At 52.9% G+C, this 24,941-nt stretch carries 20 protein-coding genes and 1 pseudogene; 12 read left to right on the top strand and 9 right to left on the bottom strand.

Translation table 11 applies throughout. The annotated features are described in order from the left end of the window. Positions 1 to 70: 70 nt before the first annotated feature. Entirely contained in the window at positions 71 to 832 is a 762-nt protein-coding gene (mlaA, locus tag BJJ97_RS19790; protein ID WP_095995053.1) for a phospholipid-binding lipoprotein MlaA, read from the top strand. Positions 833 to 1,194: 362 nt separating this feature from the next. Then, a complete protein-coding gene (mqo, locus tag BJJ97_RS19785) occupies positions 1,195 to 2,778 on the top strand; it encodes a malate dehydrogenase (quinone) (RefSeq protein WP_095995052.1) in 1,584 nt (527 codons plus the stop codon). A gap of 189 nt (positions 2,779 to 2,967) precedes the next feature. On the opposite strand, the gene fadL is transcribed toward mqo, so the two are convergent. Further along, a complete protein-coding gene (fadL, locus tag BJJ97_RS19780) occupies positions 2,968 to 4,269 on the bottom strand; it encodes a long-chain fatty acid transporter FadL (RefSeq protein WP_095700087.1) in 1,302 nt (433 codons plus the stop codon). 381 nt (positions 4,270 to 4,650) lie between these two features. Between fadL and BJJ97_RS19775 the strand changes: the two genes are divergently transcribed. After that, positions 4,651 to 4,947: a YfcZ/YiiS family protein gene (locus tag BJJ97_RS19775; RefSeq protein WP_095700086.1), complete on the top strand. Its 297-nt coding sequence runs from the start codon at positions 4,651 to 4,653 to the stop codon at positions 4,945 to 4,947. A 113-nt stretch (positions 4,948 to 5,060) separates the two neighbouring features. Here BJJ97_RS19775 and BJJ97_RS19770 read toward each other — a convergent pair whose 3' ends face one another. Further along, positions 5,061 to 5,825, bottom strand: a complete 765-nt coding sequence (locus tag BJJ97_RS19770) for a class I SAM-dependent methyltransferase (protein ID WP_095995051.1) — start codon at positions 5,823 to 5,825, stop codon at positions 5,061 to 5,063. A gap of 168 nt (positions 5,826 to 5,993) precedes the next feature. Between BJJ97_RS19770 and fadI the strand changes: the two genes are divergently transcribed. Together fadI and fadJ are read left to right on the top strand one after the other, a co-directional pair. After that, entirely contained in the window at positions 5,994 to 7,307 is a 1,314-nt protein-coding gene (gene fadI, locus BJJ97_RS19765; protein ID WP_095700084.1) for an acetyl-CoA C-acyltransferase FadI, read from the top strand. After that, positions 7,304 to 9,540: pseudogene (fadJ, locus tag BJJ97_RS19760) on the top strand (fatty acid oxidation complex subunit alpha FadJ). The gene fadI and the pseudogene fadJ overlap by 4 nt, the downstream one beginning before the upstream one ends. On the opposite strand, the gene BJJ97_RS19755 reads toward fadJ, so the two are convergent. The 5 genes from BJJ97_RS19755 to BJJ97_RS19735 all read right to left on the bottom strand — a co-directional run bounded on the left by BJJ97_RS19755 (position 9,533) and on the right by BJJ97_RS19735 (position 15,050). Then, positions 9,533 to 10,543, bottom strand: coding sequence for a Csu type fimbrial protein (locus tag BJJ97_RS19755; RefSeq protein WP_095995050.1), 1,011 nt, complete (start codon positions 10,541 to 10,543; stop codon positions 9,533 to 9,535). The pseudogene fadJ and the gene BJJ97_RS19755 sit on opposite strands and share 8 nt — an antisense overlap. A gap of 4 nt (positions 10,544 to 10,547) precedes the next feature. Next, positions 10,548 to 12,914 (bottom strand): fimbria/pilus outer membrane usher protein, encoded by a 2,367-nt coding sequence (locus BJJ97_RS19750; RefSeq protein ID WP_095995049.1) that lies wholly within the window; start codon positions 12,912 to 12,914, stop codon positions 10,548 to 10,550. Between the two features lie 58 nt (positions 12,915 to 12,972). Then, positions 12,973 to 13,746 carry a fimbrial biogenesis chaperone gene (locus BJJ97_RS19745; RefSeq protein ID WP_095995048.1) on the bottom strand — a complete coding sequence of 258 codons (774 nt, stop codon included), beginning with the start codon at positions 13,744 to 13,746 and terminating at the stop codon, positions 12,973 to 12,975. Positions 13,747 to 13,781: 35 nt separating this feature from the next. Continuing rightward, entirely contained in the window at positions 13,782 to 14,318 is a 537-nt protein-coding gene (locus BJJ97_RS19740) for a Csu type fimbrial protein (RefSeq protein ID WP_095995047.1), read from the bottom strand. Positions 14,319 to 14,501: 183 nt separating this feature from the next. Further along, complete coding sequence (locus tag BJJ97_RS19735; protein WP_095700078.1) at positions 14,502 to 15,050, bottom strand: Csu type fimbrial protein; 549 nt, start codon at positions 15,048 to 15,050, stop codon at positions 14,502 to 14,504. A gap of 1,133 nt (positions 15,051 to 16,183) precedes the next feature. Here BJJ97_RS19735 and sixA point away from each other — a divergent pair. Next, complete coding sequence (gene sixA / locus BJJ97_RS19730; RefSeq protein WP_095995046.1) at positions 16,184 to 16,666, top strand: phosphohistidine phosphatase SixA; 483 nt, start codon at positions 16,184 to 16,186, stop codon at positions 16,664 to 16,666. An 87-nt stretch (positions 16,667 to 16,753) separates the two neighbouring features. Here the strand turns inward: sixA and smrB are convergent, their stop codons facing one another. Next, positions 16,754 to 17,296: an endonuclease SmrB gene (smrB, locus tag BJJ97_RS19725; RefSeq protein WP_095700076.1), complete on the bottom strand. Its 543-nt coding sequence runs from the start codon at positions 17,294 to 17,296 to the stop codon at positions 16,754 to 16,756. Positions 17,297 to 17,467: 171 nt separating this feature from the next. Between smrB and prmB the strand changes: the two genes are divergently transcribed. The 6 genes from prmB (at position 17,468) to BJJ97_RS19695 (ending at position 22,401) form a co-directional block, all read left to right on the top strand. After that, positions 17,468 to 18,400: a 50S ribosomal protein L3 N(5)-glutamine methyltransferase gene (prmB, locus tag BJJ97_RS19720; protein ID WP_095995045.1), complete on the top strand. Its 933-nt coding sequence runs from the start codon at positions 17,468 to 17,470 to the stop codon at positions 18,398 to 18,400. Positions 18,401 to 18,719: 319 nt separating this feature from the next. After that, positions 18,720 to 19,805, top strand: a complete 1,086-nt coding sequence (gene aroC, locus BJJ97_RS19715; protein WP_095995044.1) for a chorismate synthase — start codon at positions 18,720 to 18,722, stop codon at positions 19,803 to 19,805. A gap of 6 nt (positions 19,806 to 19,811) precedes the next feature. Further along, entirely contained in the window at positions 19,812 to 20,657 is an 846-nt protein-coding gene (mepA, locus tag BJJ97_RS19710) for a penicillin-insensitive murein endopeptidase (RefSeq protein ID WP_095700074.1), read from the top strand. 52 nt (positions 20,658 to 20,709) lie between these two features. Beyond that, the gene (locus BJJ97_RS19705) at positions 20,710 to 21,510 is read left to right on the top strand and encodes a sulfite exporter TauE/SafE family protein (RefSeq protein ID WP_095700073.1); all 801 of its coding nucleotides are present in this window, start codon (positions 20,710 to 20,712) and stop codon (positions 21,508 to 21,510) included. 27 nt (positions 21,511 to 21,537) lie between these two features. Beyond that, entirely contained in the window at positions 21,538 to 22,083 is a 546-nt protein-coding gene (locus tag BJJ97_RS19700; protein ID WP_010285076.1) for an elongation factor P hydroxylase, read from the top strand. A gap of 33 nt (positions 22,084 to 22,116) precedes the next feature. After that, the gene (locus tag BJJ97_RS19695; RefSeq protein ID WP_014916053.1) at positions 22,117 to 22,401 is read left to right on the top strand and encodes a YfcL family protein; all 285 of its coding nucleotides are present in this window, start codon (positions 22,117 to 22,119) and stop codon (positions 22,399 to 22,401) included. A 409-nt stretch (positions 22,402 to 22,810) separates the two neighbouring features. Here BJJ97_RS19695 and mnmC read toward each other — a convergent pair whose 3' ends face one another. Further along, positions 22,811 to 24,838, bottom strand: coding sequence for a bifunctional tRNA (5-methylaminomethyl-2-thiouridine)(34)-methyltransferase MnmD/FAD-dependent 5-carboxymethylaminomethyl-2-thiouridine(34) oxidoreductase MnmC (gene mnmC / locus BJJ97_RS19690; RefSeq protein ID WP_095995413.1), 2,028 nt, complete (start codon positions 24,836 to 24,838; stop codon positions 22,811 to 22,813). Positions 24,839 to 24,941 lie beyond the last annotated feature (103 nt).

Below are 24,941 nucleotides of genomic sequence, written 5' to 3'. Positions count from 1 at the left end.
CTGGGGCTGATACTGGGAATACCCATTTTCGGTCGCGGGTATAGCACACTATAAATCAGGGAGAACAGATATGAATTACCGCCTGAGTGGGGTGGTGTTTGCCAGCGTGTTACTGATCGGCTGCGCCAGTTCCGGGGATCGAGCTCAAGAAGGACGTTCTGATCCGCTTGAAGGCTTTAACCGTACCATGTTCAGTTTTAACTATGACGTTCTGGATCCTTATCTGGTGCGTCCTGCTGCTGTGGCCTGGCGCGATTATGTGCCGACGCCCGCGCGTAACGGACTGGGGAACTTCTTCAGTAACCTGGAAGAACCTGCAACGATGGTGAACTACTTCGTTGAAGGCAAGCCGTATAAAGCGATGATTCACTTTAACCGTTTCTTCCTGAATACCTTGCTCGGGATGGGCGGCCTGATTGACGTGGCCTCAATGGCGAACCCGAAACTGGCGAAAGAAGAGTCTCGCCGCTTTGGTAGCACATTAGGCCATTATGACGTGGGCTACGGGCCTTATCTGGTCGTTCCTGGCTACGGTAGCGTGACACCTCGTGAAGACGGCGGTGGCGTAGTGGATACGCTGTATCCGATGCTGAGCTATCTGACGTTCTGGATGTCCGCGGGTAAATGGGCTATCGAAGGGCTGGAAACACGAGCACAGCTGTTGGATTCTGACGGGCTGCTGAGTAACTCTTCCGATCCTTATCTGATGGTGCGTGAAGCCTATTTCCAACGGCATGATTTCCTTGCCAGTGATGGAAAACTCACCCCGCAGACGAACCCAAATGCGGCAGCGATTGAAGACTCGCTCGACGAGATCGATTCAGCGAAATAGTGTTGCGTCACATCGCTCATTTTACAGGCACCTGCGGGTGCCTTTTGCTTTTATAAAACACTGCTAAACTTACTTTTACCATGATGATTCTGTGGTTTGTTTCTTAAAAGTTATGGCATTGTTGTTCATTTATTTACTTACTAAAATTTATTTCCTCCCGCCAGATAACAATAATGCTACGTCGTTAACCCGTACCGATGTCCATCATGGTTGAAATGTGTCTGCACGCTGATTTTTTTGTTAGCAAGGTTATTAACAAAAAGGTCATAAGAATGATGCCTTTTACTGATGATGGCGTGGCCGTGTGTTAATGAATGCCCGGAATTCTATTTACCTGCACTTATAAAAATAGAGATATAAGCATGAAAAAACTACTTGCTATGTTCTTCTGCCTCAGCGTGGTGGTTAACGCCCCACTGGTGATGGCTGAAGATGCTAAAACGACAGAGAAGACAACGGATGTGGTACTGATCGGCGGGGGCATTATGAGCTCTACGCTGGGCGTGTATTTACAGGAGCTGCAACCAGACTGGTCTATCGACATGGTTGAGCGGATGGATAACGTGGCGGAAGAGAGCTCTAACGGCTGGAATAATGCCGGTACGGGTCACTCTGCTTTCATGGAACTCAACTACACGCCGGATAATCCCGACGGCCCCATCAATATCAGCAAAGCGCTGGAAATTACCGAAGCGTTTGAAGTCTCTCGCCAGTTTTGGTCCTATCAGGTGAAAAACGGCGTGCTGAATAATCCGCACTCCTTCATTAACAGTGTGCCGCACATCAGCTTTGTCTGGGGTGACGAGAACACAACCTTCCTGAAACATCGTTATGACGCGATGCAGCACAGCACGCTGTACCGTGGCATGGAGTTCTCTGACGATCCTAATACGATCAAAGAGTGGGCGCCGTTGGTGATGGAAGGTCGCGATCCAGCTCAGAAGATTGCAGCGACTCGTATGCCTATCGGCACCGACGTGAACTACGGCGAAATTACGCGTCAGTTGGTTGGTGCAATGAAAACCAAACCCAACTTTGCGCTGCACCTGAATTCAGAAGTGCGTGATATCAAACGTAATGCGGACAACAGCTGGAGCGTGACTTACGCCGATCTGAAGAACGGCGAGAAAGAAAGCGTGATTAAGGCGAAGTTTGTCTTTATCGGTGCGGGTGGGGCGGCACTGCAACTGTTGCAGAAATCCGGCATTCCTGAGGCCGATCTGTACGGTGGCTTCCCGGTTGGTGGCGAATTCCTGGTGACAGAAAACCCGGAAATCGTGAAGCGCCACATGGCGAAAGTTTACGGTAAAGCCTCGGTCGGTGCGCCACCGATGTCCGTTCCTCATCTGGATACCCGTATTTTTGACGGTAAGCCAGTGCTGCTGTTCGGGCCGTTTGCCACCTTCTCCAGTAAGTTCCTGAAAAATGGTTCTCTGTGGGATCTGATCGGTTCCGTGACGTTCTCCAACGTGATGCCGATGACGCACGTCGGTCTGGATAACTTCGATCTGGTGAAGTATCTGGTTGGTCAGGTCATGATGGATGACGACGATCGTTTCGCTTCGTTGCAGGAATACTTCCCGAACGCGAAGAAAGAAGACTGGAGACTGACGATTGCTGGCCAGCGCGTTCAGGTTATCAAGAAAGATGATGACAAAGGCGGCGTGCTGAAGCTGGGTACGGAGATTGTCAGTTCCCAAGATGGCTCGATTGCCGCGCTGCTGGGTGCCTCTCCGGGCGCGTCTACCGCCGCGCCGATTATGCTGAGCCTGCTGGAAAAAGTGTTTAAAGATAAAGTTGCGACGCCAGAATGGCAGGGCAAACTGAAAGAGATCATTCCATCTTATGGTCAGAAGCTGGACGGTAATATTGAAATGACCAATAAAATCCGCAGCTATACCAGCAGCACGCTGGACCTGGACTATATTGAGGTTAAGCCTGAGTAATCGGGGTTAGCTGGAAATAACGATGCAAGGCCGCGAAAGCGGCCTTTTTTGTGCCTTTTCGTCTGGTAGATACAGGCAATAAAAAAGCAGGTAAGTTGCCTTACCTGCTTTATCACGTTCTGACTGGTAGCAATGAGAACGTGTGCTTTATTTATAAACTCGTACGTTACTTAGAACGCCATTCTTTATTTAGAACGCATAGTTAAAGTTCACGCCGTACAGCCAGGCTTTACCTTTGGAGCTGAAGTTGTAACTTGGAGAACCTGCTCTATCAGAGATCGGTTCGCTGATATCAACTTGCTTACCATGCATGTAAGACACGCCAACATCCACAGACGCGTCTTTATTGAAGGCGTAGGTGGTGCCTGCGCTCAACCAGAAACGGTCCTGATCGGGGATAGAGATAGAACGTCTGTCGGCTGGTACCGGGCTGTCATCAAACGCGATACCGCTACGGAACGTCCAGTTATCGTCATGATAGTAGGTGGTGCCGAGTGCGATACGGTAGGCATCACGGAAGCCTTCCTCTTTCTGGAACAGCGTGTTGCCACCGTTACCTGTCGCTTTCAGTTCCTGGAAATGGCTCCAACTGGTGTAGGTCAGGCTGTAGTGAACTGCCCATTTCGGCGCTACACGGTGGTAGGCAGATGCTTCCCACATTTCTGGCAGATTGAGTGTTAACTGACCCGGCACTGTTGCGCCATTGAGGGCACCAGGTCCAGCGGTGCGTTGGTTACTGTAATCGCCATTGAAATCGATATCGACTTTGGAACGATAGGTCAGGCCGAGCCGATTATTTTCATCCACTTCATACAGAATACCGGCGTTCCAGCCGTATCCCCATTCTTTACCTTCTAGACGAGCCATCTCTGAAGACGGGCCAGCAACTGCACCCTGAGCGCCACCCGCACCGGCAGGAACATTAGCCAGTTCACCCGCGCGTCGGATAAATTTGGCATCGGCATAAACCGCGTTAACCCCTAAACCAAAACTGAAATGTTGGTTCAGGCGATACGCGGCGCTCAGGTTCAGGTTTGACGTCAACAGGTCGGTTTCTCCGCCGATAGAACCTGCTGCATAGTTATCATTAAATTTAGTCGCCAGACCATAGTTAGTGGTGGCGGAAGCACCAATCGCCCACTGTTCATTCAGCGGCATGATGAAATGCAGGTTAGGTACCCAAGCATGTGGTGCGATGTTTTTAGCGCTGGTATCTTGCCCGGTCAGGGAGTTTTTCCCCTGAACATCGATATCTGGGTTGATATAGGTGACACCACCGGAGAAGGACGGGCGGTCAAACATGGTCATGGTCGCCGGGTTACGGCTACCGGAGGTCGCATTATCGGCTACGGCACCTTCACCAGAAAACGCGCGTCCCAGACCAGATGATGAGTATTCATTTAGCTGGAAACCAGCCGCGGACACATTTGCTGAAAACAGGGCCACCGCAACAGCAATTGTGGATTGTTTGAACAGGTTTTTCTGGTTCATGACCAAAACCTCTTTATATGCTTGTTATTTAACTTTGTTACACGAAGTAACAAGGGACGCGCATTGTAGGGGGCGCACTCAGCCTGACAAATCAGACCAGTTGCCAAAGTATAAGTTGGGAATCCGACAATGTTGCGCTGGTGTGTTAAAAATATGTCCAAAATGATGCGAAATTTAGATCTGCTTAACGTTTTGGTTAATTTGTGTGAAGAGATATTACTCAGTCTTTACTGCTGTATAACACCGTAATGTGATTGATATCACTAAAATTACTGGTCAGCATGAAGTGCTGGCACTGCTTCGGGATGAGGGAGTAAAATATAAGGAAGATAAAAATATTTGAACTGGATCATATCTCCCGCGTTTTAAGAGGAAATAGGCATGACGAACGTAATCAACAAATGCAGTGCTGAAGAAACCGCAGCCTGCTGCTGTGTCGATGTCGGCACAATCATGGATAACACGGATTGCACGGCGTCTTACAGTAACGTTTTCGGCGATCGTGCTGAGGCGGAAGCGACTCTCGCCGCCCTGACGGAAAAAGCGCGTGCGGTAGAATCCGAACCTTGCGAAATCACCAGCACGCTGGAAGACGTAGACGGCGGCGTTAAACTGGACATTGATTTCACGTTCAGCTGCCAGGCTGAAACGATGATTTTCCAGCTCGGCCTGCGTTAAGTCTTCCTTCTGGCAGGCATTGCGTTATCGCAAAGTCTGCCAGACTCGCTTTATTTCTCTTTCGTTGTTTATTTCCCCTTCGCTGTTTATATCCACCCCTGTCGGTGGTGTTGTCACTTTTCAATTCTCCCAATGCGCATGTTAATCGGCCATAGAATCGGTCGGCATGTTGTCGGCGTTCCCCAGAGCGTCGCAATGTCTTCATAAAAACGGCACAGCATTTCCTCTCGCCCTGCTTCTCGGGCACTGGCGACGGCAGACCAGGTCGAAATATAGCCAATTAGGGCGTCTAGCGGCCATTCAAGGCGGATGTTCAGGGGAGGCGCGGCAATTTCATCAAAGGGAAAAGGGATGTCTCGATATCCATTGTCAACCAGGTGGCGTTCAGCAGGCCAAAACGGGCCAATCTCTTCGTAATAAAACTGACGAAATCTGTCGTTCAGATCGTCATCAAGCTGCATAACGCCATAGCTGATGAGAGCCAATATTCCCTGAGGGACTGCCACTCTGCGGACTTCCTGATAAAACGCGTCCAACTTGAACCAGTGCGCGGCCTGCGCTGCGGTAATCAAGCTGTAAGAGAGTGGCTGTCCGGGCAAATTTTCTGCGGGGGAACATGTGTAGTCGATACGATGGTGTGCAACGGCGTTGCCTAGCTGACTCGCGCTGGGATCGATACCTTTTACTGCGTCGAAATGTTCAGCCAACTGTCGCGTAAGCTGCCCAGTCCCGCATCCCACATCCAGCGCGTTTTGGGTATTTGGTGCGAGGCTGGAAAGGTATTCTGCCAGTTCGGGCGGATATTGCGGTCGGTAGCGAGCATAGCTCTCTCCACCTGAGGAAAACCAGTTCCTGCTTTCTTCGGTTGCGTTAGTCATCTTTATCACCTGAGTCTTGTCATAAGGTTGATGGTATCAGGGCTGACAATCGCATGCTCTTCACACTTTTGTGTTGCGCAGCTTTGCGTAATGTAACTATCTGGTTAACAATGAAATCAGGTCTGACCTGTTGTGCGCGTACTTTATTTTCGGTTAACAGGAGCGTTTATGAGCGAGGTATTACCTCTGATAACCCGCCGTGGCGATCGCATTGCGTTCGTGAGCGGATTACGCACCCCATTTGCCCGGCAGGCAACAGCCTATCATGGTGTACCAGCTATCGAATTAGGAAAGCTCGTCACCAGCGAATTACTGGTTCGCACGGGGATCGATCCTGAATTGATCGAGCTATTGGTGTTCGGACAGGTGGTTCAAATGCCTGAAGCGCCGAATATTGCCAGAGAGATCGTGCTCGGTACGGGCATGAGTGTGCATACCGATGCCTACAGCGTGTCGCGCGCCTGTGCTACCAGCTTTCAGGCGGTCGCCAATGTGGCGGAAAGCATCATGGCAGGCACGGTGGAAGTCGGCATTGCTGGCGGGGCAGATTCCTCTTCTGTGCTGCCGATTGGTGTCAGTAAAGCCCTGGCCAGAACGCTGGTGGATATGAACAAGGCTCGGACGCTGGGCCAGAAATTGAAACTGTTAAGCGGCCTGCGCCCGAAAGATCTGCTGCCGGTTGCGCCCGCCGTGGCGGAGTATTCCACCGGGCTGCGCATGGGCGATACCGCCGAGCAAATGGCAAAAACCTACGGCATCACGCGTGAAGAGCAGGATGAACTGGCGCACCGCTCGCACAAGCTGGCGGCTCAGGCCTGGGAATCCGGCGTGCTGCGCGATGAAGTCATGACGGCTTACGTCCCACCTTATGACAAGGCGCTGAGTGAAGATAACAACGTGCGCCATGATTCCGCACTGGATCAGTATTCCCGCTTACGCCCGGCGTTCGATCGCCGACACGGTACGGTCACGGCGGCGAACAGTACGCCGTTAACGGATGGCGCGGCGGCGGTGCTGATGATGAGTGAATCCAAGGCCAAAAGTCTGGGGCTCACGCCGCTAGGCTATCTGCGCAGCTATGCATTCAGCGCCATCGGCGTGCAGCGTGATATGTTGTTGGGGCCGGCTTATGCCTCCCCGCTGGCGTTGGCAAGGGCCGGTGTGACGCTGGCCGATCTCACACTCATTGATATGCACGAAGCCTTTGCAGCCCAGACGTTGGCAAATCTCAAACTGTTTGCCAGCGATGAGTTCGCTCGGAATCAATTAGGCAGAAACGCCGCGCTGGGCGAAGTGGATCGCGACAAATTTAATGTGCTGGGGGGATCCATTGCCTATGGGCACCCCTTTGCCGCCACCGGGGCGAGGATGATTACCCAAACGCTGAATGAACTGCGTCGTCGCGGCGGCGGGCTGGGATTAACCACCGCTTGTGCGGCTGGCGGGCTGGGTGCGGCAATGGTACTGGAGGTGACGCCATGAACGATCAACAGCCTTTCTCCGTGACAACATCGTCTGCAACGGAAAAAACATCATCTGCAACGGAAAGAACAGCGCCCGTAACAGAAAGCCCGACTGCTTTTTCCCTCACCATTCGGCCGGACAATATCGGTGTTATTTGCATTGATGTTCCCGGTGAGAAGGTGAACACGCTAAAGAGCGAATTTGCAGAACAGATTCTTTCGGTCTTCGAGCAGGCGCGGCAGCATGCGACGCTCAGAGGGCTGATTTTTATTTCCGCCAAGCCTGATTCGTTTATCGCCGGTGCGGATATCACCATGTTGAACCAGTGCAGCAGCGCCGAACAGGCAGAAAATCTGGCGAAGCAAGGGCAGGAAACGTTCGATCAGGTGGCCGCGCTGCCGTTCCCTGTGGTGGCCGCGATACACGGTGCCTGTCTGGGCGGTGGGCTGGAGCTGGCATTGGCCTGCGACTATCGCGTCTGCTCGCTGGATGAAAAAACGGTGCTGGGGTTACCGGAAGTGCAGCTTGGCCTTCTTCCCGGTTCAGGCGGAACACAGCGTTTGCCACGGTTAATTGGTCTGGATAGCACGCTGGATCTCATTCTGACGGGTCGACACCTCCGTGCGAGTCAGGCACTACGACAGGGGCTGGTTGATGAAGCTGTCCCGCACGATATTCTGCTGGAGACGGCGGTCGAGATTCTCAAAAAAGGAAAACGCAAAGCGGTGCCGCTGGGCTGGCGTTCGCGTTTGCTGAGCAGTCCGGGTATTCGCCATGTGCTGTTCAAAATGGTGAAACGCAAAACGCGTGCGAAAACACACGGCAACTATCCGGCCACGGAAAAAATCATTCAGGTGGTGCGGCGTGGCATAGAAAAAGGCCGTGAGGAAGGGTATCGGCATGAGGCGAAAGCGTTCGGAAAACTGGTGATGACGCCGGAATCGGCCGCGCTACGCCATCTGTTCTTTGCCTCCAATGCATTAAAGAAAACCTCCGGTGCGGCTTCTGAAGCGAAGCCGATCCACCGCGTCGGTATTCTCGGCGGTGGGCTGATGGGCGGTGGGATTGCCAGCGTGACGACGACGCGCGGGCAGTTGCCGGTGCGTATTAAAGATATCAATGAACAGGGCATTAACCATGCGCTGAAGTACAACTGGGAGCTGCTGACCAAGCGCGTTCAGAGTAAGCGGATGAAGCCGACGGAGCGCCAGCGGCTGATGACGTTGATTTCCGGTAGTACGGACTATCGTGGTTTTGAACATGCGGATATCGTCATTGAGGCCGTTTTTGAAGATCTGGCGCTGAAACGGCAAATGGTGGCGGAGATTGAAGATCATGCTGCACCGCACACGATTTTTGCGTCGAATACGTCCTCGCTGCCGATCCACCAGATCGCAGAGGGCGCCCGCCGCCCGCAGCAGGTTGTGGGTCTGCACTACTTTAGCCCGGTGGATAAAATGCCGCTGGTTGAGGTTATTCCCCACGCTCACACCAGCGCAGAGACGGTCGCAACGACGGTGGCTCTGGCGAGAAAGCAGGGGAAAACCGCGATTGTCGTGGGCGACAGCGCCGGTTTTTATGTGAACCGCATATTAGCGCCTTATATCAACGAAGCCGCTTATTGCCTGCTGGAAGGGGAGCCGATCGAATCGATTGACTATGCGCTGGTGCGTTTTGGCTTCCCCGTCGGCCCGCTTGCGCTGCTTGATGAAGTCGGTATTGATGTCGCGACCAAAATTGTGCCAGTGCTGAGTGAAGAACTGGGCAAGCGCTTTACCTCCCCGCCAGCGTTTGATGCGATCCTGAAAGATGGGCGCAAAGGGCGCAAGAATGGGAAAGGGTTCTATCGGTACAATAAAACGCGCCGTTTCTGGCACGCGGGCAGAGAGGTAGACAGCTCGGTTTATCCGCTGCTGGATGTGACACCGAAGGCCCATATCGACCCCGCGCTCATCAGCCAGCGTGCTGTGATGATGATGCTGAATGAGGCCGCGCGTTGTCTGGATGAAGGGGTGATCCAGTGTGCCCGCGATGGCGATATCGGCGCGGTATTTGGCATTGGCTTCCCCCTTTCCTCGGCGGGCCGTTCCACTATATGGATCGTCTGGGAGTGGAAACGGTAGTGAAAACGCTGCTGGTGTTGCAACAACAGTATGGCGATCGGTTCGCGCCGTGTGAACGTCTACTCGCGATGCGGGAAGGTCGGCGGACGTTTTATCCGCCAACCGATGAAGACCAGCGCGCTAGTTGATCGTGACGTTAATCGTGACGGTATCTTTATACGCGCCCTCCGGCTTGCTGGCCTGACTGGCGTTAATTCGGGCGGTATATGGGATATTCTGTGTGATCCCCGTCCCCGCCCCGCTGTAATCGTTAGTCTCGGTCCAGGCGATGTTCCCCGTGCGGTAGAGCTGATATTGCAAATAGTAAGGCGTGCCGCCGACGGTGGCCGTCATTCTACGCCAGTTGGCATCGTCGGGGTGGGTACTGACCAGCTTGACGGTATAGGCACCCAGCAGCGTACAGCGAACGCCGAGGTTATTGTTGACCGCCGCAAAATCGGCAGGGAACGCCGCCGTACCAAAACTGATATTCGGCGCGCTGGTGATCTGGCAATCATTGGTGATGTTCATGGTGATATTGAGGGTTGAGGTGGTTGTTCCCTGTTCGTAAACGCAAAGACCTAATGCCCCCAGCGAACAAAGTCGATAATCCCACTTGATGGTCACCGTATCGGTATAGGTTCCAGCGGCAACGTTGTTGCCGATACTGGTGCGGATATAGATCGGTATGGAGCCATCCGCTGAATTGAACAGACCTAAGATGCCCAGAAACGTAGTCCGAGACCAGGTGTAAGTTGAACCGATGTTATAGAGCGTCCCGCAGCTAGAATCGATACACAGACTATAGGGAACGTAGTCTGTGCTCGCCCCTCTGCGCATCCGCATGGCGGTATCGCTGGGGTTACTGTCATCGAGTATTGTGACGGTAATCGTATTGGTACTGGCTAAACTCAACACACTCCCTGTACAGCGGAATCCACTGCCTGATGTCACGATCTGGGGTGTCCCGTTAACGCCGACAACGGAAGAGGCATAAGGCCCCAGCGTAGTGGAACTCGGTGGCGTCGTGCAGGCGGCGTAGCTAAAGGGCGCGTAATACAGCGCCATCGACAGGAAGGCCAGACGTAGCCAACGGGCAGCTCGCCGGTTGGCAGGGAAGAAGTGCTGGATTTTCGGTATCGGGGTCAGCATCGTTTTATCCTTTTGAGTCAGTCTGGCAGGTAAGCGGGCCGATGGTCGCCATCATGGTTTGTGATTCCGGCAGTGAAAATTCCACTCGGCAAAGCCGCCCGTCTTCTTGTTTAAAGCGTAAGCGGTTCGAGGTTCCCAGATTGGTGAAATAGACCAGGCCATCGTAGCCGCTGATGGTGGTGTCCCCGCTGACCTCGTTTGTTATCCAAGTGCCGATGGTGAGTGAGTTGCCATCCGTATTGCGTAGCTTAATGTTGGCGGATCGCACAGCATGAACGGGGAACGTAACGATGGTGCCGCTGCCTTCTTTGACCGCCACGCGCGATTCCACCTGTGGCGTGGTGACGTTGGCTGGCAGTTGTAGTGTGTCGATTTCCACTTTCGCGGGGTAATTGGACACGACCCACGGCACAAGCAAATGACCGCGTTTGTTGGTTTTTCCTACTAACTGGTTTTCATATTTTACCGGGACGTCAGGGTATCCCTCGGTATCGACCACAATAAAAGCATCGTTGATACGGTTACTGGCGAAAAGCCCCCCGTTCATGTAGATCAGCGAGCCACTCAGTTCACCCCATTGCGTGGTGTTTCCTTCATTGCCATACGTACCACCAGCAACCATGGCATAAGGGCCGCGCCAGTTCAGCGAGCCTTGGTGATAAGGATTTTCCCCCGCGCCATAGGCCGCATTCCAGCCTAATCCACCTTCTGTCGGGGCGGTACGGTTCACCCCGACACGCGGTGAATAATCGCCATTGTTGTCGCGCTGAACGCCGGCATTGATGCTGCCGTTTGTACCAAAAGGCATCACGAACTGGATCTGGGCGCTGTAGCCGTTTTCTCCCAGCGCTTTGTTAAAGGCGAGATAAATAGAGCTGTCTTGCCAGACCTGACGGCTGAAAGAGAAGTTCAGCAGGCGAGTACGGGTGGAATCGTACGCGCGGATATCGAAATAACCCACGCCGAATGAACCGTTGCCTTCGCCGAACAGCTGGCTGCTGAGCGTTGCCTGATAGCTTTCTCGGCTGAGGCGGCCTTCTGCGAGTACGGCCGTTAAATCGCGGTATTCCTCACTGCGTTTGGCATGTTGAACATTCAGGCCAAACGCGGAAGCGTAGTAAGAGTAGCCCGTGGTGTACTGGTGTCCGGTGGCTTCCTTTTCGCTCTGACTGTAGGACGAACTCAGGGTGCCCCAGCGGCCAAGGGTAAAATCGGCTCCTGCACCGAGCAGATAGAGATCCTGTACGGCTTCGCCATGCACTGACACGGTCAGCTTATTGGTCAACCCATAGCGATAGATGCCGCTGACAGCAGGATCGTCAGTGTAGGCATTATTCTTTATGCCATAGTCCTGACGTAACACGCCAACGGACAGATCGAAATCGCTTAACCCCTCTCTTAACAATGCGTTGGAGACGTAAAACGGGATCGTGGTAGAAATCTGCCGCCCCTGAGCGTCAGTGGTAATGACGGTGGCTTCCCCTGCGCCGTTCAGGTAAGGCGTATTCGTGAGGGTGAAGGGGCCAGCATTCAGGCTGGTGCTGTTTGCTTTATACCCGTTGATAAACAGATCAAGCGTGCTGGGCACGGCGGCCGTACCGGTATATTGCAACATCGGATAGGTGACGATATCCGGGCGAAGGCCGAAATTGCGGGCGACGCGCAGACCGCCCATACGCACCGAGTTGCTCCACGTCAGCGAGTTGCTAATCAGGTCACCAACCTGATAGGTGAGCATGCGTTCGTTATCGTTATAGCGCCAATAGGTATCGAAACGCTGATAGCCATCTTGCTGTGCGGTATCGCTGCCCGAGGTGAAATAGTAGACCCCCGTATTGGATAAGGTACCGTAAGGGCTAAAAAAACGCTGTTCCATCCAACTGTTGAGTGAGTCTGAATTGCCGCGGGGTGAGGTGTAATAAAGGTTATAGTTGAACAATAACCCAGGGCTGCTGCGGGCGGGAAAGCGCATCATGTCCTGCCCGCCGCCTTCAACAGATTGCTCGGGTAGCCAGAGTGTAGGCACGGTGATTTTTAGCTGCTGTATGGCCTGATCGTAATCGGCGGTGACTTCTGGCAGGGCGCTGACATTCACCAGCCCCACGCTTTGCTCCGATAGACGGACATGATTCGAACGCAGTGTTGCTGCATCCACATAATAGTTTCCCTCACGATACGTGACAGGCACGACCAGATTATCGCTCTGCCCGTTGACGGAAATCGTTAAATAGTAAACGGATTCGCTGAGTGAGGGCATGGCGCTGGGGGGCGGGGGAAGATCGGTATAGTCTTCCGCGAGAATCGTCGCAGAATAAAACAGCGTAAACGGGGCATAGATGAGCAGGGGGAACATACCTGTTTTACTCTTCATGCCTGACCTCATCCTAGCGGTACGGTCAATAAACACGCCGCTGTCGTTAATCGACCCATCATTCGCGTTTTATCAAAATGGGGTCGGTGATATCGATCAGGCTGGTGAAGAGCTGCATTGCTGCACCCGGTGTGGATACGCCCGCAGGCAGCGGCCAGCGCATCTCTTGTCCCGGTAGCACATAGCCTAAAAAGCCGTCGGTTACCTTTATCCGGCTTCCTTTCCCGCTTTGGTCGGCTGACCAATAAACGTTGCTTAAGCGGGCATGGACGACGCCACGATTGCGGACATAAAGATAGTTTTTCCCCCCAACTGCGCTAACTCGCCAACTGAGCACGGGCAGCGTAGGCTCGGCGGTGGCGCGTCGTTTGTCCGGGCGACTATGTGTCCAAATGCCTGCACCATCAAGAAACAGCGGCAGCAGATAGCGCATCTGGAATTGCAGCCCCATCTGTGGTGCATCTTGTTGGTAGGGCGCGGAGATTTCATCAACGATGATGCGGTAAGCCTGTTCGGTATTGGCGGGGGCAGGGTTGACGCGAATCAGGCGTATCATATTGCGCTTGCCCGGCTCCAGCGTCATGAACGGCGGTGTGGCAATCACGTTACTTTGCTCGGCATAACGATCCTGAAAATCTATTTGCTTCCAGGACACAATACGAATTTGTAAGCCAACGGGCGCAGTGCCTTTATTTTCCAACCAGAGCGCTGAGCTGTTCTCATCGGACTCAATGACCTGATAAATCGGCCAAACGAGAATAGAACTGGCGGCAAAGCAAAATGCGCTGAAACCGCTTAATAAAAAAAACATTGCCCGAATAAAAAACGTCATTTTCCTTTTCATCCTGTGTTCACCCTGTTGTGTTTTTAATAAGTCAGGCTGACGGTCACGTTATCGGTATAAACCCCCGCAGGAGGCAGAGGCGTGCCGCCAAAATAGCGGGCGTAAACGGTGTAGGTCTGGGTTGTGGCGGGAAAAGAGACAATGCTGAGCGCCAGACTTCCCGTTCCCCAGACCTGTGTGCGTGCCGCATCGCGGTAAAGCTGGTAGGCCAACAGGCGTGTCCCGGCCGCGTTCTTCAGATAACGCTGCGCGCTGCTGCCGCCATTGGTACCGTAGCCCAGTTCAATGATGGCGTTAGTGCCAGGTGTACAGGTGGCGATAATCGACCCCCCGCCGCTGGTGCTGGCGACATCCACGTTGGTCGCCGTGGCGCTGCGCGTCCCAAAGTTAAGCGTTCCCATATTGGGCTGGCTGCTTGCTGTGCTGGTGCCAAATACACAGCCTTTTTGTATCGTTGCGGTGACATCGAATGTGCTGCTCACGGTGAGCGCCATCGCCACCGTGGGAACGATGGAACCAGACAGCAGGAACGAGAAAATCAATGCCGATGGAAAACGCATCGCAATACCCGCGGCTATCGAGCCTGAATAGCCGCACGGGAAACGCCCAAAGCCAGACAGAACGGCAGGGCGTAGGTAGTCAACGCGGAATCGCGTATGAGATGTAGTGACATAACGGCTCCTTTTCTTGTGGATCAATGACCCTAAAGAGGCTGGCATGCGAACATGCCAGCCTGTAAAAAATTACCATTCGATCGTGGCAGTGACGGTGTCGGTATAAGCCCCTGCGGTGGGCGATAGCACGGTCTGATCTGACGGCAGGATACGGGCATACACCGGAACCGGCTGTGGGTTGCCCGTTGCAACAATGGCAATGCCGGTTGTAGTACTGAGTGTGATTTCGGTCGTGCGGGTTGAATCACTGTATAAACGGTAAGGGACGTTGTAGGCTCCTGTGCCCGGCGCTAAGCGGCGTAGCGAGGCGGTGGCGTTTGCACCCGCACCGATGTACAACGTCGCCGGTGTGCCAACAGAGCAACTGACGGTAATCCCGTTGCCCGAGACACTGGTAACCTGAGAGTCAATACTGGCTGTCAGATCGGAATGAGAGCCAAAGTTGATTGTTCCCCATGTAGTGCCTGCGCCTCCCCCGTTGTTGACTGTGCAGGCGGAAGTAATCGTCAGTGATACAGGGATCTGACCACTAATCGTCACGCTGCTTGCGGTGGGGGATAGGCCGAATGTGGTAAATAGTGTGGCCAGAATAGGTAATGCTATACGTTTAGAATTCATAATGATTCCTTTATATGCCTCTCACTTATTTTCATCGAATGTGTTTTCACGACAGCACATTGATTTTCGTGAAAACAGCTCGTCAAGAATGACTATTACCAAAGTAATCATAACGAGTCGTTTTAATCAGTACGGATATTTATATGGCATAGATTAACCGACCGGGAAAATACAGAGCGTTTATTCTCTTTCCTGATTGGCAGAACCACTGACACTAAAATGTCGCACTACTGAAATATATCGCTACTACTTTCAGTACGTTCCGTATGGTGAAGGTAATGCTATAAAGAAAACGTATGACTAATTTTATCTTCCGTGGCGTGAATAATTGCGGGCATATAAATAACAGAGACGTTCTTCGAGCTTTATCCTGAATTGCACATTCGTCCATAAATAGAAGAGCAATCTATTTTAATTATATGGCGTTATATTCTGTGTAATGACCTTGTTTATAAAAAACGAATAGTAAAAAAAGATCTATTTAAGATAAAGATAGAACCAGAGTGGTTGTTTAACAATGTCGCAAAAATTGATATGCGTTAAAAAAGTGCAAGAAATCGACATTTTTGATTTTATCAGTGTTTTATGCTGATTTTTTGTTCATTGTTGAATTCTGTATCCTATTTTTTGATTTTATTGTAAGCGATCATAATGACCATTATAAAGATATGGTTATGTATTTCGAGTGGGTAGATTCTGCCGTATATCTATAAATTTTTTATTTATCATGTAATTAATGATGAGAAATGAGAGTGGACGAGTCTCATAACTTTGCTGATACATTACAATTACTGACCCATTAGCGATAGATGTGCTAACAACGCGTTTTCAGAATGGTTAATGTTATAACAGTATTGGGTTGCATTCACGGCAGATCTCAGTGGGTAGTCTGTGGTTGGGAAGCAAGTATGATGACGTTTTCTACCTAAACCTGACCTCAGGTGAGTTTACATAGCGAGAAACTCAGGTAACCTACAGCAATAAAGCGGTTATACCCGTCATACTTGAGTGATTTAGGGTATATACCTTATATGGCTTACATTGCAGGTATGCCAAAATGGCAGAGAAGCCAATGCTCATACAGCACTAAGTATGAGGATATATCATATATTTCATTAACATAGCGGTGTAATATGCAAGTGTTGATAATGCGTCATGGTGATGCGGTACTTGATGCAGCGAGTGATGCCGTCCGGCCGTTGAGCGACGCTGGTCGTGATGAATCCCGCCAGATGGCGTGTTGGTTGAATGAGCAAAATATCGATATTGAGCGCGTTCTGGTGAGCCCTTATTTGCGCGCCCAGCAAACGCTCGAGGTGGTGAAAAAAGCGCTGCCGTTGCCGGAAGAAGCGGATTGCCTGAATGAGCTGACGCCCGGTGGTGACGCCCAGCTTGTCAGCTATTATCTGCAAACGCTGGCGAGAGAAGGCGTGGGGGCGGTACTGGTTGTGTCGCATCTGCCGCTGGTGGGCTATCTGGTTGCTGAATTATGCCAGAATGAAACTGCGCCGATGTTCGCTACATCTGCTATTGCCTGCGTGAAAGTGGAAGCGGAATCCGGTCATGGCGTTCTGCACTGGCAAGTCAGCCCGGCCCAACTGAACGCGAAATCCTGATACGACTAACTCCACATTCCTGAATTCATACGGTATGAGGCGTGTAATGAACTTACACGCCTCATCGTTTTTTGAAGAAGGATGAGCTTATTCAAGCGAAGGGGCTTCCAACGCCACCAACACCAGCAGCGCGGCACTCCCACCAAATTCTTTCGGTGCCTGATGAAAAGCCAGCACGTCAGGGTGCTGTGCCAGCCAGAGTGGCGTTTGTTGCTTAAGTATATGTTTGCCGTGCCCGTGCATCACACAGGCGCAGTAAACATACTCCCGCCGACAGGCCGCTAGCAGCGCGCCCAATTCCTGCTTCGCCTGAAGCTGCGTCAGGCCATGCAAATCCAGAAACAGCTCCGGTGAATAATCTCCTCGTCGAAGCTTCTTCAATTCATAGGGGCTAGCACCCGGACGGATATAGCGCGTCGGGCCTTCTGCATCCAGCTGTGGCTGAAATTCATCCGAAAAATAGAAACTGGCATCAACCTGCTCCTGTAATGCCCGTTTGGCGGGTAATTCGCCCGGTTTTTTGCGCAGCGGTTTATGGGTATAGGTATCCTGACGCAATTTTTTTGTGCCAGTGATTGACGTGCGAAAAAGCTGTAATTCGTCGTCATTCAGCGAAAATTTATTACTCATGTTTCATTCATCTTGCGTCAACATTCGATCAGTTTACCTTGTCTCCCCGCTGTCGCTAAATAAAAGTCTGTATCGGGGCGCGTTCAGTCGGTTATATCTGCTGATTTGTCGCGGGCTTCATGGCAAACTAAGCGCCAATTTCCCATTCAGAACTGTCTGCGGAGGACACCCTTGGACAAAATTTTCGTCGATGAGGCCGTCAGTGAACTTCATACCATTCAGGATATGTTGCGCTGGGCTGTTAGCCGGTTTAACGCAGCCAACGTCTATTACGGCCACGGGACGGATAATCCCTGGGATGAAGCCATACAGCTGGTATTGCCTAGCCTGTATCTGCCGTTCGATATTCCTGAAGATATGTACACGTCCCGTCTGATCACCAGCGAACGGCAGCGCATTGTTGAACGCGTGATTCGCCGCGTCAATGAGCGTATCCCGGTTGCCTATCTGACCAACAAGGCCTGGTTCTGCGGCCTGGAATTCTACGTGGATGAACGCGTGCTGGTGCCGCGCTCTCCTATCGGTGAGCTGATCAACAACTATTTTGATGAGCAACTGCCAAAAACGCCAAACCATATTCTGGATCTGTGCACGGGCAGCGGCTGTATTGCTATTGCCTGCGCTCAGGCGTTCCCAGAAGCGGAAGTCGATGCGGTCGATATCTCCAACGATGCGCTGGCGGTAACCGAGCAAAATATTCAGCAGCACGGTCTGGAATACCGCGTGACGCCGATTCGCTCTGATCTGTTCCGCGATTTACCGGCGATTCGCTATGATTTAATCGTGACTAATCCACCGTACGTGGATGAAGAAGATATGTTCGATCTGCCGCAGGAATTCCGTTTTGAGCCTGAACTGGGGCTGGCGGCGGGTAACGACGGTCTGGATCTGGTGCGTCGTATTCTGGCCTGTGCGCCAGATTATCTGAGCGACGACGGCGTGCTGATTTGCGAAGTGGGCAACAGCATGGTGCACCTGATCGATCAATACCCAGAAATCCCGTTCACCTGGCTGGAATTTGATAACGGCGGTGACGGCGTGTTTATGCTAACGCAATCACAGCTGGTCGATTGCAAAGCGCACTTTAGCGCTTACCGTGATTAGGATAGTTGATAAACCTATTTGCGAAGTGGGGGCGGAAGTAACGGAATAGAAGAGTAAAGCGTTTGCGCCAGGGACAAAAACGTCAGGAGCGTTTTTGAACGTCGCTTGCGACGGCCCTGCAAGGGTGAATCTCAGGGATGAGATTCATATCTGCGCAATCCGAGCTTACAGGGATGTACTTGCAGCGTCTTTACGATCTATCCGTTACTCCCGCTCAACGACCTCTGTCAGCAGCCGTGATTAAACGGTCATAACGATATTTATTCGCCTTACCGTTTAGACGGTAAGGCAGAAACAGAACACATGCGAAGGAGTTGTGATGGCAGGCAACAGTATTGGGCAATTTTTCCGCGTCACTACATTTGGTGAATCCCACGGTATTGCTCTGGGATGTATTGTTGACGGCGTACCGCCGGGCATCCCGCTAACGGAAGCGGATCTGCAACACGATTTGGATCGCCGTCGTCCGGGGACCTCCCGTTATACGACGCAGCGCCGCGAACTCGATCAGGTCAAGATTCTGTCCGGCGTTTTTGAAGGCGTGACAACAGGGACCAGTATTGGCCTGTTGATTGAAAATACCGACCAGCGTTCTCAGGATTACGGTGCGATTAAAGACGTCTTTCGCCCCGGCCATGCCGATTACACCTATGAGCAAAAATACGGTCAACGTGATTACCGTGGTGGTGGCCGCTCTTCCGCGCGTGAAACGGCGATGCGCGTTGCCGCGGGTGCGATTGCGAAGAAATACCTGCAACAGCAACATGGTGTGAAGATACGTGGCTATCTGTCGCAGATCGGCGATGTCACCTGCGAGCTGAAAGATTGGGAACAGGTTGAGCAAAACCCGTTCTTCTGCCCGGATATCGACAAGCTGGAAGCCCTGGATGAACTGATGCGGGCGCTGAAAAAAGAAGGCGATTCCATCGGGGCGAAGGTCAGCGTCGTGGCGGAATCGGTGCCTGTCGGATTAGGCGAGCCGGTCTTTGACCGTCTGGATGCTGACTTGGCTCACGCACTGATGAGCATCAACGCCGTAAAAGGCGTCGAAATTGGCGATGGCTTTGCGGTTGTCACCAAGCGTGGCAGCGAAAACCGAGATGAAATCACGCCGGACGGTTTCCAAAGCAATCACGCTGGCGGCATCTTGGGCGGGATCAGCAGCGGTCAGAATATCGTTGCGCATCTGGCGTTGAAGCCGACCTCCAGCATTATGGTGCCGGGGAAAACGATCAACCGTCAGGGTGAAGCGACTGAAATGGTTACGCGTGGGCGTCACGATCCGTGTGTGGGTATTCGCGCGGTGCCGATTGCCGAAGCCATGATGGCGATTGTGTTAATGGATCACCTGCTGCGCCAACGCGCACAGTGTGGGGATGTGAACAGTCAGGTACCTCGCTGGTAAAAAATAATGAAACAAGGGTTAATCGGGGTTCTCGCGCTGGCACTGAGCGCGCCGTTGTTGTCGAATGTCGCATGGGCGAAAACGCCCTGGCAGGAGATAACGCATCCGGTCGCGGGTACGTCACAGTCAATTGGTAGTTTTTCCAATGGCTGTATCATCGGTGCCCAGCCGCTGCCATTGCAGTCGCTGGATTATCAGGTGATGCGCGTCGATCAGCGCCGCTATTTCGGTCACCCCGATCTTCTGGCGTTTATTCACCGCCTGAGCAACGAGGTTAAGCGTACGACCTCCGGTAATGTGCTGGTGGGGGATATGGGCATGCCTGTCGGTGGACGTTTCAGCAGCGGCCACGCCAGTCACCAATCCGGGCTGGATGTCGACATCTGGCTGCAATTGCCCAGACAGCGTTGGAGCGAGCAGCAGTTGCTGAAGCCGCAGCCTATCGACTTGGTTAACGCCAGCGGACTGAACGTTAATCCGCGCGTTTGGCGACCGGAAATCACCACCCTGATCAAAACCGCTGCGCTGGATAGCGACGTAACGCGCATCTTCGTTAATCCGGCGATTAAAAAACAGCTGTGTGTTGAAGCGGGTCACGATCGTGACTGGCTGCGCAAAGTTCGCCCTTGGTTTGCACACCGTGCACATATGCATGTGCGCCTGCGCTGCCCGGCGGACAGCCTTGAGTGTCAGGATCAGGACGAACCACCTGTCGGTGACGGGTGCGGTGCCGAGTTAACCAGCTGGTTCCAGCCAAAACAGCCGAGTACCGAAGCCCCGGAAAAAACCACGCCGCCGCCGTTGCCTCCATCTTGTCAGGCACTGCTCGACAGACATTTTGCCGCGAGATAACGAGTCACTATGCGAGATAACAGATAACTATGTCGCGAGATAAAAAATAATTATGGACTGGTTAGTTCTTGGGCCAGAAATGCTGGCCGTACTGTTTTTTGTCGGGGCATTGGCAGGGTTCATTGATTCGATTGCGGGCGGGGGCGGCTTATTGACGATCCCTGCCTTGCTGGCGGCGGGTTTATCCCCGGCGCAGGCGCTGGCAACGAATAAACTTCAGGCCGTCGGCGGATCCTTTTCCGCCAGCCTGTATTTCATCCGCCGCCGTGCGGTGAATCTAGGCGAGCAGAAGCTGGCGATTGCGCTGACGTTTGTCGGCTCGACCTTTGGTGCCTGGCTGATCCAGCAGATCAATGCTGATTTTCTGCGCCAACTGCTGCCATTACTGATTATTGGCATCGGTCTCTACTTTTTATTAACGCCAAAAATCGGCGATGAAGATCGGCAGCGTCGTCTGTCGCCACTTCCGTTTGCGATTGTGGCAGGCAGTTGTGTCGGTTTTTATGACGGTTTCTTCGGCCCCGGTGCCGGATCGTTTTACGCGCTGGCCTTTGTCACTCTGTATGGTTTCAATCTGGCAAAAGCGACGGCGCATGCCAAAATCCTGAATTTTACCTCCAACTTCGGCGGGCTGCTGTTTTTTATGCTCGGCGGAAAAGTGGTCTGGGTGGTCGGCGGCGTCATGCTGATCGGGCAAATCCTCGGTGCGCGGCTGGGGGCCAAAATGGTGATGACGAAAGGGCAAAAGCTGATTCGTCCTATGCTGGTGCTGGTTTCCGCCATTATGAGCAGCAAGCTGATTTATGACAGCCACGGGCACGAAATTGCCGTTTGGCTGGGACAGTTTTTATAACAACAAATTATGATAACAACAGATAACATGACAACGACGCACCATTATCAACAGCTGATTGATATTTTTAATGATTGCTTTGGCGATGAATACAATACCCGTCTGGTAAAAGGCGATGATGAGCCGATTTATCTGCCAGCGGATGATGATATTCCGTATCACCGGATTGTGTTTGCCCACGGTTTTTATGCCAGCGCGCTACACGAGATTTCTCACTGGTGCATTGCGGGTGCCCAGCGGCGCTTGCAGGTCGATTTCGGCTACTGGTACTGCCCAGATGGCCGCGATGCCTCGACGCAAAGCCAGTTTGAAGTGGTGGAAATCAAACCGCAGGCCTTCGACTGGCTGTTCTGTGTCGCCGCAGGCTTTCCGTTTAACGTCAGCTGCGACAACCTGAACGGCGACTGCGAGCCGGACCGTATTGATTTCCAGCGGCGCGTGCATGCACAAGTGATGCAGTATCTGGAAGAGGGGATTCCCGCGCGTCCGGCCAGCTTTATTCGTGCATTACAATCGTTTTACAATACGCCACCGCTGACGGCGGCGAGCTTCCCGTATCCAGCCGATCTGTGATGCGCGGGAACCGCAAAAATTTGAGGATAAGAAATGATCGCAGAATTTGAAACGCGCATTCTGGCGCTGATTGATGACATGGTAGAGCATGCCAGCGACGATGAACTGTTTGCCGGCGGCTATTTGCGTGGTCATCTGACGGTGTCGGTGGCAGAAGCGGAAGAGCATGGAGAACACACGCTTGAAGCACTGCATCTGCGCGTTAGCGACAGCATTAATAACGCCATCAAAAACGGTGAGCTGTCACCACCGGATCAGGTACTGGTTAACGGGATGTGGGAACGTCTGTTCCAGCAGGCGCAGAATAGTACCCACTAGCTTGAATTGTTTAGAATGAGTTTAGCCGAACTCGTTATGACCGCTCCCTACTCACTGTCTCTCAGTTACATTCCTATGCAGACTCAGAGACAGTTTCGTGCGCCACACTGCTGCTATTCATATGCGATACCGTATATGCGCCCGACGCATGGCGCTCAGTCGCCGCCGCCCTGCGAACCCAGGCTCCCGGCTAAATTATGCCGCTTCGCGGTGCCATCGGTGTTCATGACCGCTAATCGAGCCACCAGTGACGCGTTCCCGACGCGGCACTGGTTTTCGCGACGTCCTGTCGCTCACTCGGCGGCCAAGCTCACCGCTGCATAATTTTTTAAGCCGGATTCTGGCAAAAACTATTACAAGTCGTGGCATTTGTGCACAAGAGGCCGTTTGTCTGTGAAGAGATAGTTTATTAATCCTGAGCTACGGGTTTACCTTTCAGCAGTTTTCTTATCCAGAAACGATTTGGGTTGAGTGCGGCGAGCGTATCGCGGTCCAGCGGTAGCGGTTCGCCATACATCTGTGAGGCCAAAATTTCTGCTGCGAGTGGAGCAGAGCACAGGCCGCGTGAGCCTAACGCACCGATAATAAACAGATCCTGCCAATAGGGTGCGTTTGGCACCGCGTCGGTACGGTGTTGAGGATGCAGTCGGTCTTCATACTCGGTTAGCGTTTGTTCATAGTCTGGCACCGCGCCTAATAGCGGCAAATGGTCGCGCAGCGCGCAGCGGACGCCCTGACGCGCCTGCGCATCGCTGACATCGACCGTTTTCGCCCAGTCTGCGTCAGGCAAACAATTCAGCAGCCGTTGGCGGTTGTCTTGCTGCTCGTTTTCTCGATAATCACAGTGTGTTTCACCCCGTAAATAGCTCGCCCCGATGCAGTGCGTCTGATGCTGCGGACTCACCGGTGTCAGATAGCCGTCGTAGCATAGAACCTGTTTGAGCTGCCCTAGCACCGGGTTGGTCGGAACATGGCTGACCTGCCCGCGCACGGCATAAGCAGGTAAGTGGGAGGTCTGTGGCCAGTCGGTAATGTGATGACCATTTGCCAGCACCACGACCGCATGGTTTACCTGCTTGCCAGTACTCAGGGTGAGCGCCCAGCCGCCGTCCGTTTTGTCTAATGCGGAAACGGTAGTACTCATCTGTACCGACAGACCGTTCTGCTCTGCCTGCTTCAGTGCAGAAGCTGTCAGTTCTGCTGGGCACAGCCAGCCGCCGTCAGGATAAGTGATGCCGTTTACGCCGGGATTCAGGCCGCTCTGATTTTCCAGTTGCTGCGCATCTACGCTGACGACCAGCGCTTCCGGCCATTCGCCTTGCAGAATCTGCTCGATTTTACGCGCACTTTTTTCATCCCAGGCGAGCTGGCTGACGCCGCACCACTGATGCTCAAACGCCAAACCCTGCTGTGCCAGCGCGGTATAGCTGCGGTGGGCAAAGTCAAAGGCGAGAGAGAAAAAGCGGGACACGGCATCGTGCCGGTTATTCAGCAGAGGATACAGCGCCCCCTGACGATTGCCGGATGCGCCCGTAGCAGGCTGTGCTTCCGCGCAGTAGAGCGTGACGTTTGCACCGCGCCGTTGCAGAGCCAGTGCAGTGAGCACACTGGCGATGCCGCCGCCGATAATCGCAATATCGTCAGTCGTGCTGGCGGCAGGGCGCGAATACCACGGCGTCGGCGAGGTGACGGGAAGCGTGTCGGGAAGAATGCCGCTCAGCATCTCACGCTTCTGCCCGAATCCTTTGACTTTACTGACCTGAAACCCCGCCTGTTGCAGACCGCGACGCACAAATCCTGCGGCGGTAAAGGTGGCGAACGTACCTTCTTTACGGCACAGACGAGCCATTGCCTGAAACAGGTTATCTGTCCACATATCCGGGTTCTTGGAAGGCGCGAAGCCGTCCAGAAACCAGGCGTCGACCTGATGATTCTGAGTCTCATCCAGCTCAGGCAGTAAGACGTTAACGTCACCGAACCACAGATCGAGCGTGATAGTGCCTTGCGCCAGAATCAGACGATGACAGCCCGGCAGCGCTAGCGGCCATTGCTCACGTAGTTCATCTGCGAATGCGGCCAGCTCCGGCCACTGTGCGTGTGCGGCAGCCAAATCATGCCGACGCAGAGGGAATTTCTCGAAGCTAATGAAATGCAGGTGTCGCAAGGTCGCCTGTGGCTGTTGTTGACGAAAGTCGGCAAAAGCCTGCCACAGCGTCAGAAAGTTCAGGCCAGTGCCAAAGCCTGTTTCCGCTATCACGCAGGCTGCGCGCGGGTGCGTGGCGAAACGCTCAGGAAACTGATTGCCCTTTAAAAACACATAACGGGTTTCTGCCAACCCATCCTGATTCGAAAAATAGACGTCATCAAACTGTTGCGATACAGGTGTACCCTGAGCGTTCCAACTTAACGACGCGTGTTGGATGGGGAGGTTGGTCACGACAAAAAGCTCATTATTCAAGTGATGATGAGATTCTATCGGGCTGAATATTGTGGCGCAAATTTAGCAATGATTTCGCGATAGTTTGGCTGATCGGACTTGT

Source organism: Pectobacterium polaris, from assembly GCF_002307355.1.
GTDB classification, from domain to species: Bacteria; Pseudomonadota; Gammaproteobacteria; order Enterobacterales; family Enterobacteriaceae; genus Pectobacterium; species Pectobacterium polare.
Note: the sequence above shows the minus strand (reverse complement) of the source record. Positions and strands in the feature narration are given on the sequence as shown.

What these genes read in the sequence shown, in the direction of transcription:
- mlaA (WP_095995053.1), top strand. Translation starts at nt 71, where the DNA reads ATGAATTACCGCCTGAGTGGGGTGGTGTTTGCCAGCGTGTTACTGATC.
- mqo (WP_095995052.1), top strand. Translation starts at nt 1,195, where the DNA reads ATGAAAAAACTACTTGCTATGTTCTTCTGCCTCAGCGTGGTGGTTAAC.
- fadL (WP_095700087.1), bottom strand. Translation starts at nt 4,269, where the DNA reads ATGAACCAGAAAAACCTGTTCAAACAATCCACAATTGCTGTTGCGGTG.
- BJJ97_RS19775 (WP_095700086.1), top strand. Translation starts at nt 4,651, where the DNA reads ATGACGAACGTAATCAACAAATGCAGTGCTGAAGAAACCGCAGCCTGC.
- BJJ97_RS19770 (WP_095995051.1), bottom strand. Translation starts at nt 5,825, where the DNA reads ATGACTAACGCAACCGAAGAAAGCAGGAACTGGTTTTCCTCAGGTGGA.
- fadI (WP_095700084.1), top strand. Translation starts at nt 5,994, where the DNA reads ATGAGCGAGGTATTACCTCTGATAACCCGCCGTGGCGATCGCATTGCG.
- BJJ97_RS19755 (WP_095995050.1), bottom strand. Translation starts at nt 10,543, where the DNA reads ATGCTGACCCCGATACCGAAAATCCAGCACTTCTTCCCTGCCAACCGG.
- BJJ97_RS19750 (WP_095995049.1), bottom strand. Translation starts at nt 12,914, where the DNA reads ATGAAGAGTAAAACAGGTATGTTCCCCCTGCTCATCTATGCCCCGTTT.
- BJJ97_RS19745 (WP_095995048.1), bottom strand. Translation starts at nt 13,746, where the DNA reads ATGACGTTTTTTATTCGGGCAATGTTTTTTTTATTAAGCGGTTTCAGC.
- BJJ97_RS19740 (WP_095995047.1), bottom strand. Translation starts at nt 14,318, where the DNA reads ATGCGTTTTCCATCGGCATTGATTTTCTCGTTCCTGCTGTCTGGTTCC.
- BJJ97_RS19735 (WP_095700078.1), bottom strand. Translation starts at nt 15,050, where the DNA reads ATGAATTCTAAACGTATAGCATTACCTATTCTGGCCACACTATTTACC.
- sixA (WP_095995046.1), top strand. Translation starts at nt 16,184, where the DNA reads ATGCAAGTGTTGATAATGCGTCATGGTGATGCGGTACTTGATGCAGCG.
- smrB (WP_095700076.1), bottom strand. Translation starts at nt 17,296, where the DNA reads ATGAGTAATAAATTTTCGCTGAATGACGACGAATTACAGCTTTTTCGC.
- aroC (WP_095995044.1), top strand. Translation starts at nt 18,720, where the DNA reads ATGGCAGGCAACAGTATTGGGCAATTTTTCCGCGTCACTACATTTGGT.
- mepA (WP_095700074.1), top strand. Translation starts at nt 19,812, where the DNA reads ATGAAACAAGGGTTAATCGGGGTTCTCGCGCTGGCACTGAGCGCGCCG.
- BJJ97_RS19705 (WP_095700073.1), top strand. Translation starts at nt 20,710, where the DNA reads ATGGACTGGTTAGTTCTTGGGCCAGAAATGCTGGCCGTACTGTTTTTT.
- BJJ97_RS19700 (WP_010285076.1), top strand. Translation starts at nt 21,538, where the DNA reads ATGACAACGACGCACCATTATCAACAGCTGATTGATATTTTTAATGAT.
- BJJ97_RS19695 (WP_014916053.1), top strand. Translation starts at nt 22,117, where the DNA reads ATGATCGCAGAATTTGAAACGCGCATTCTGGCGCTGATTGATGACATG.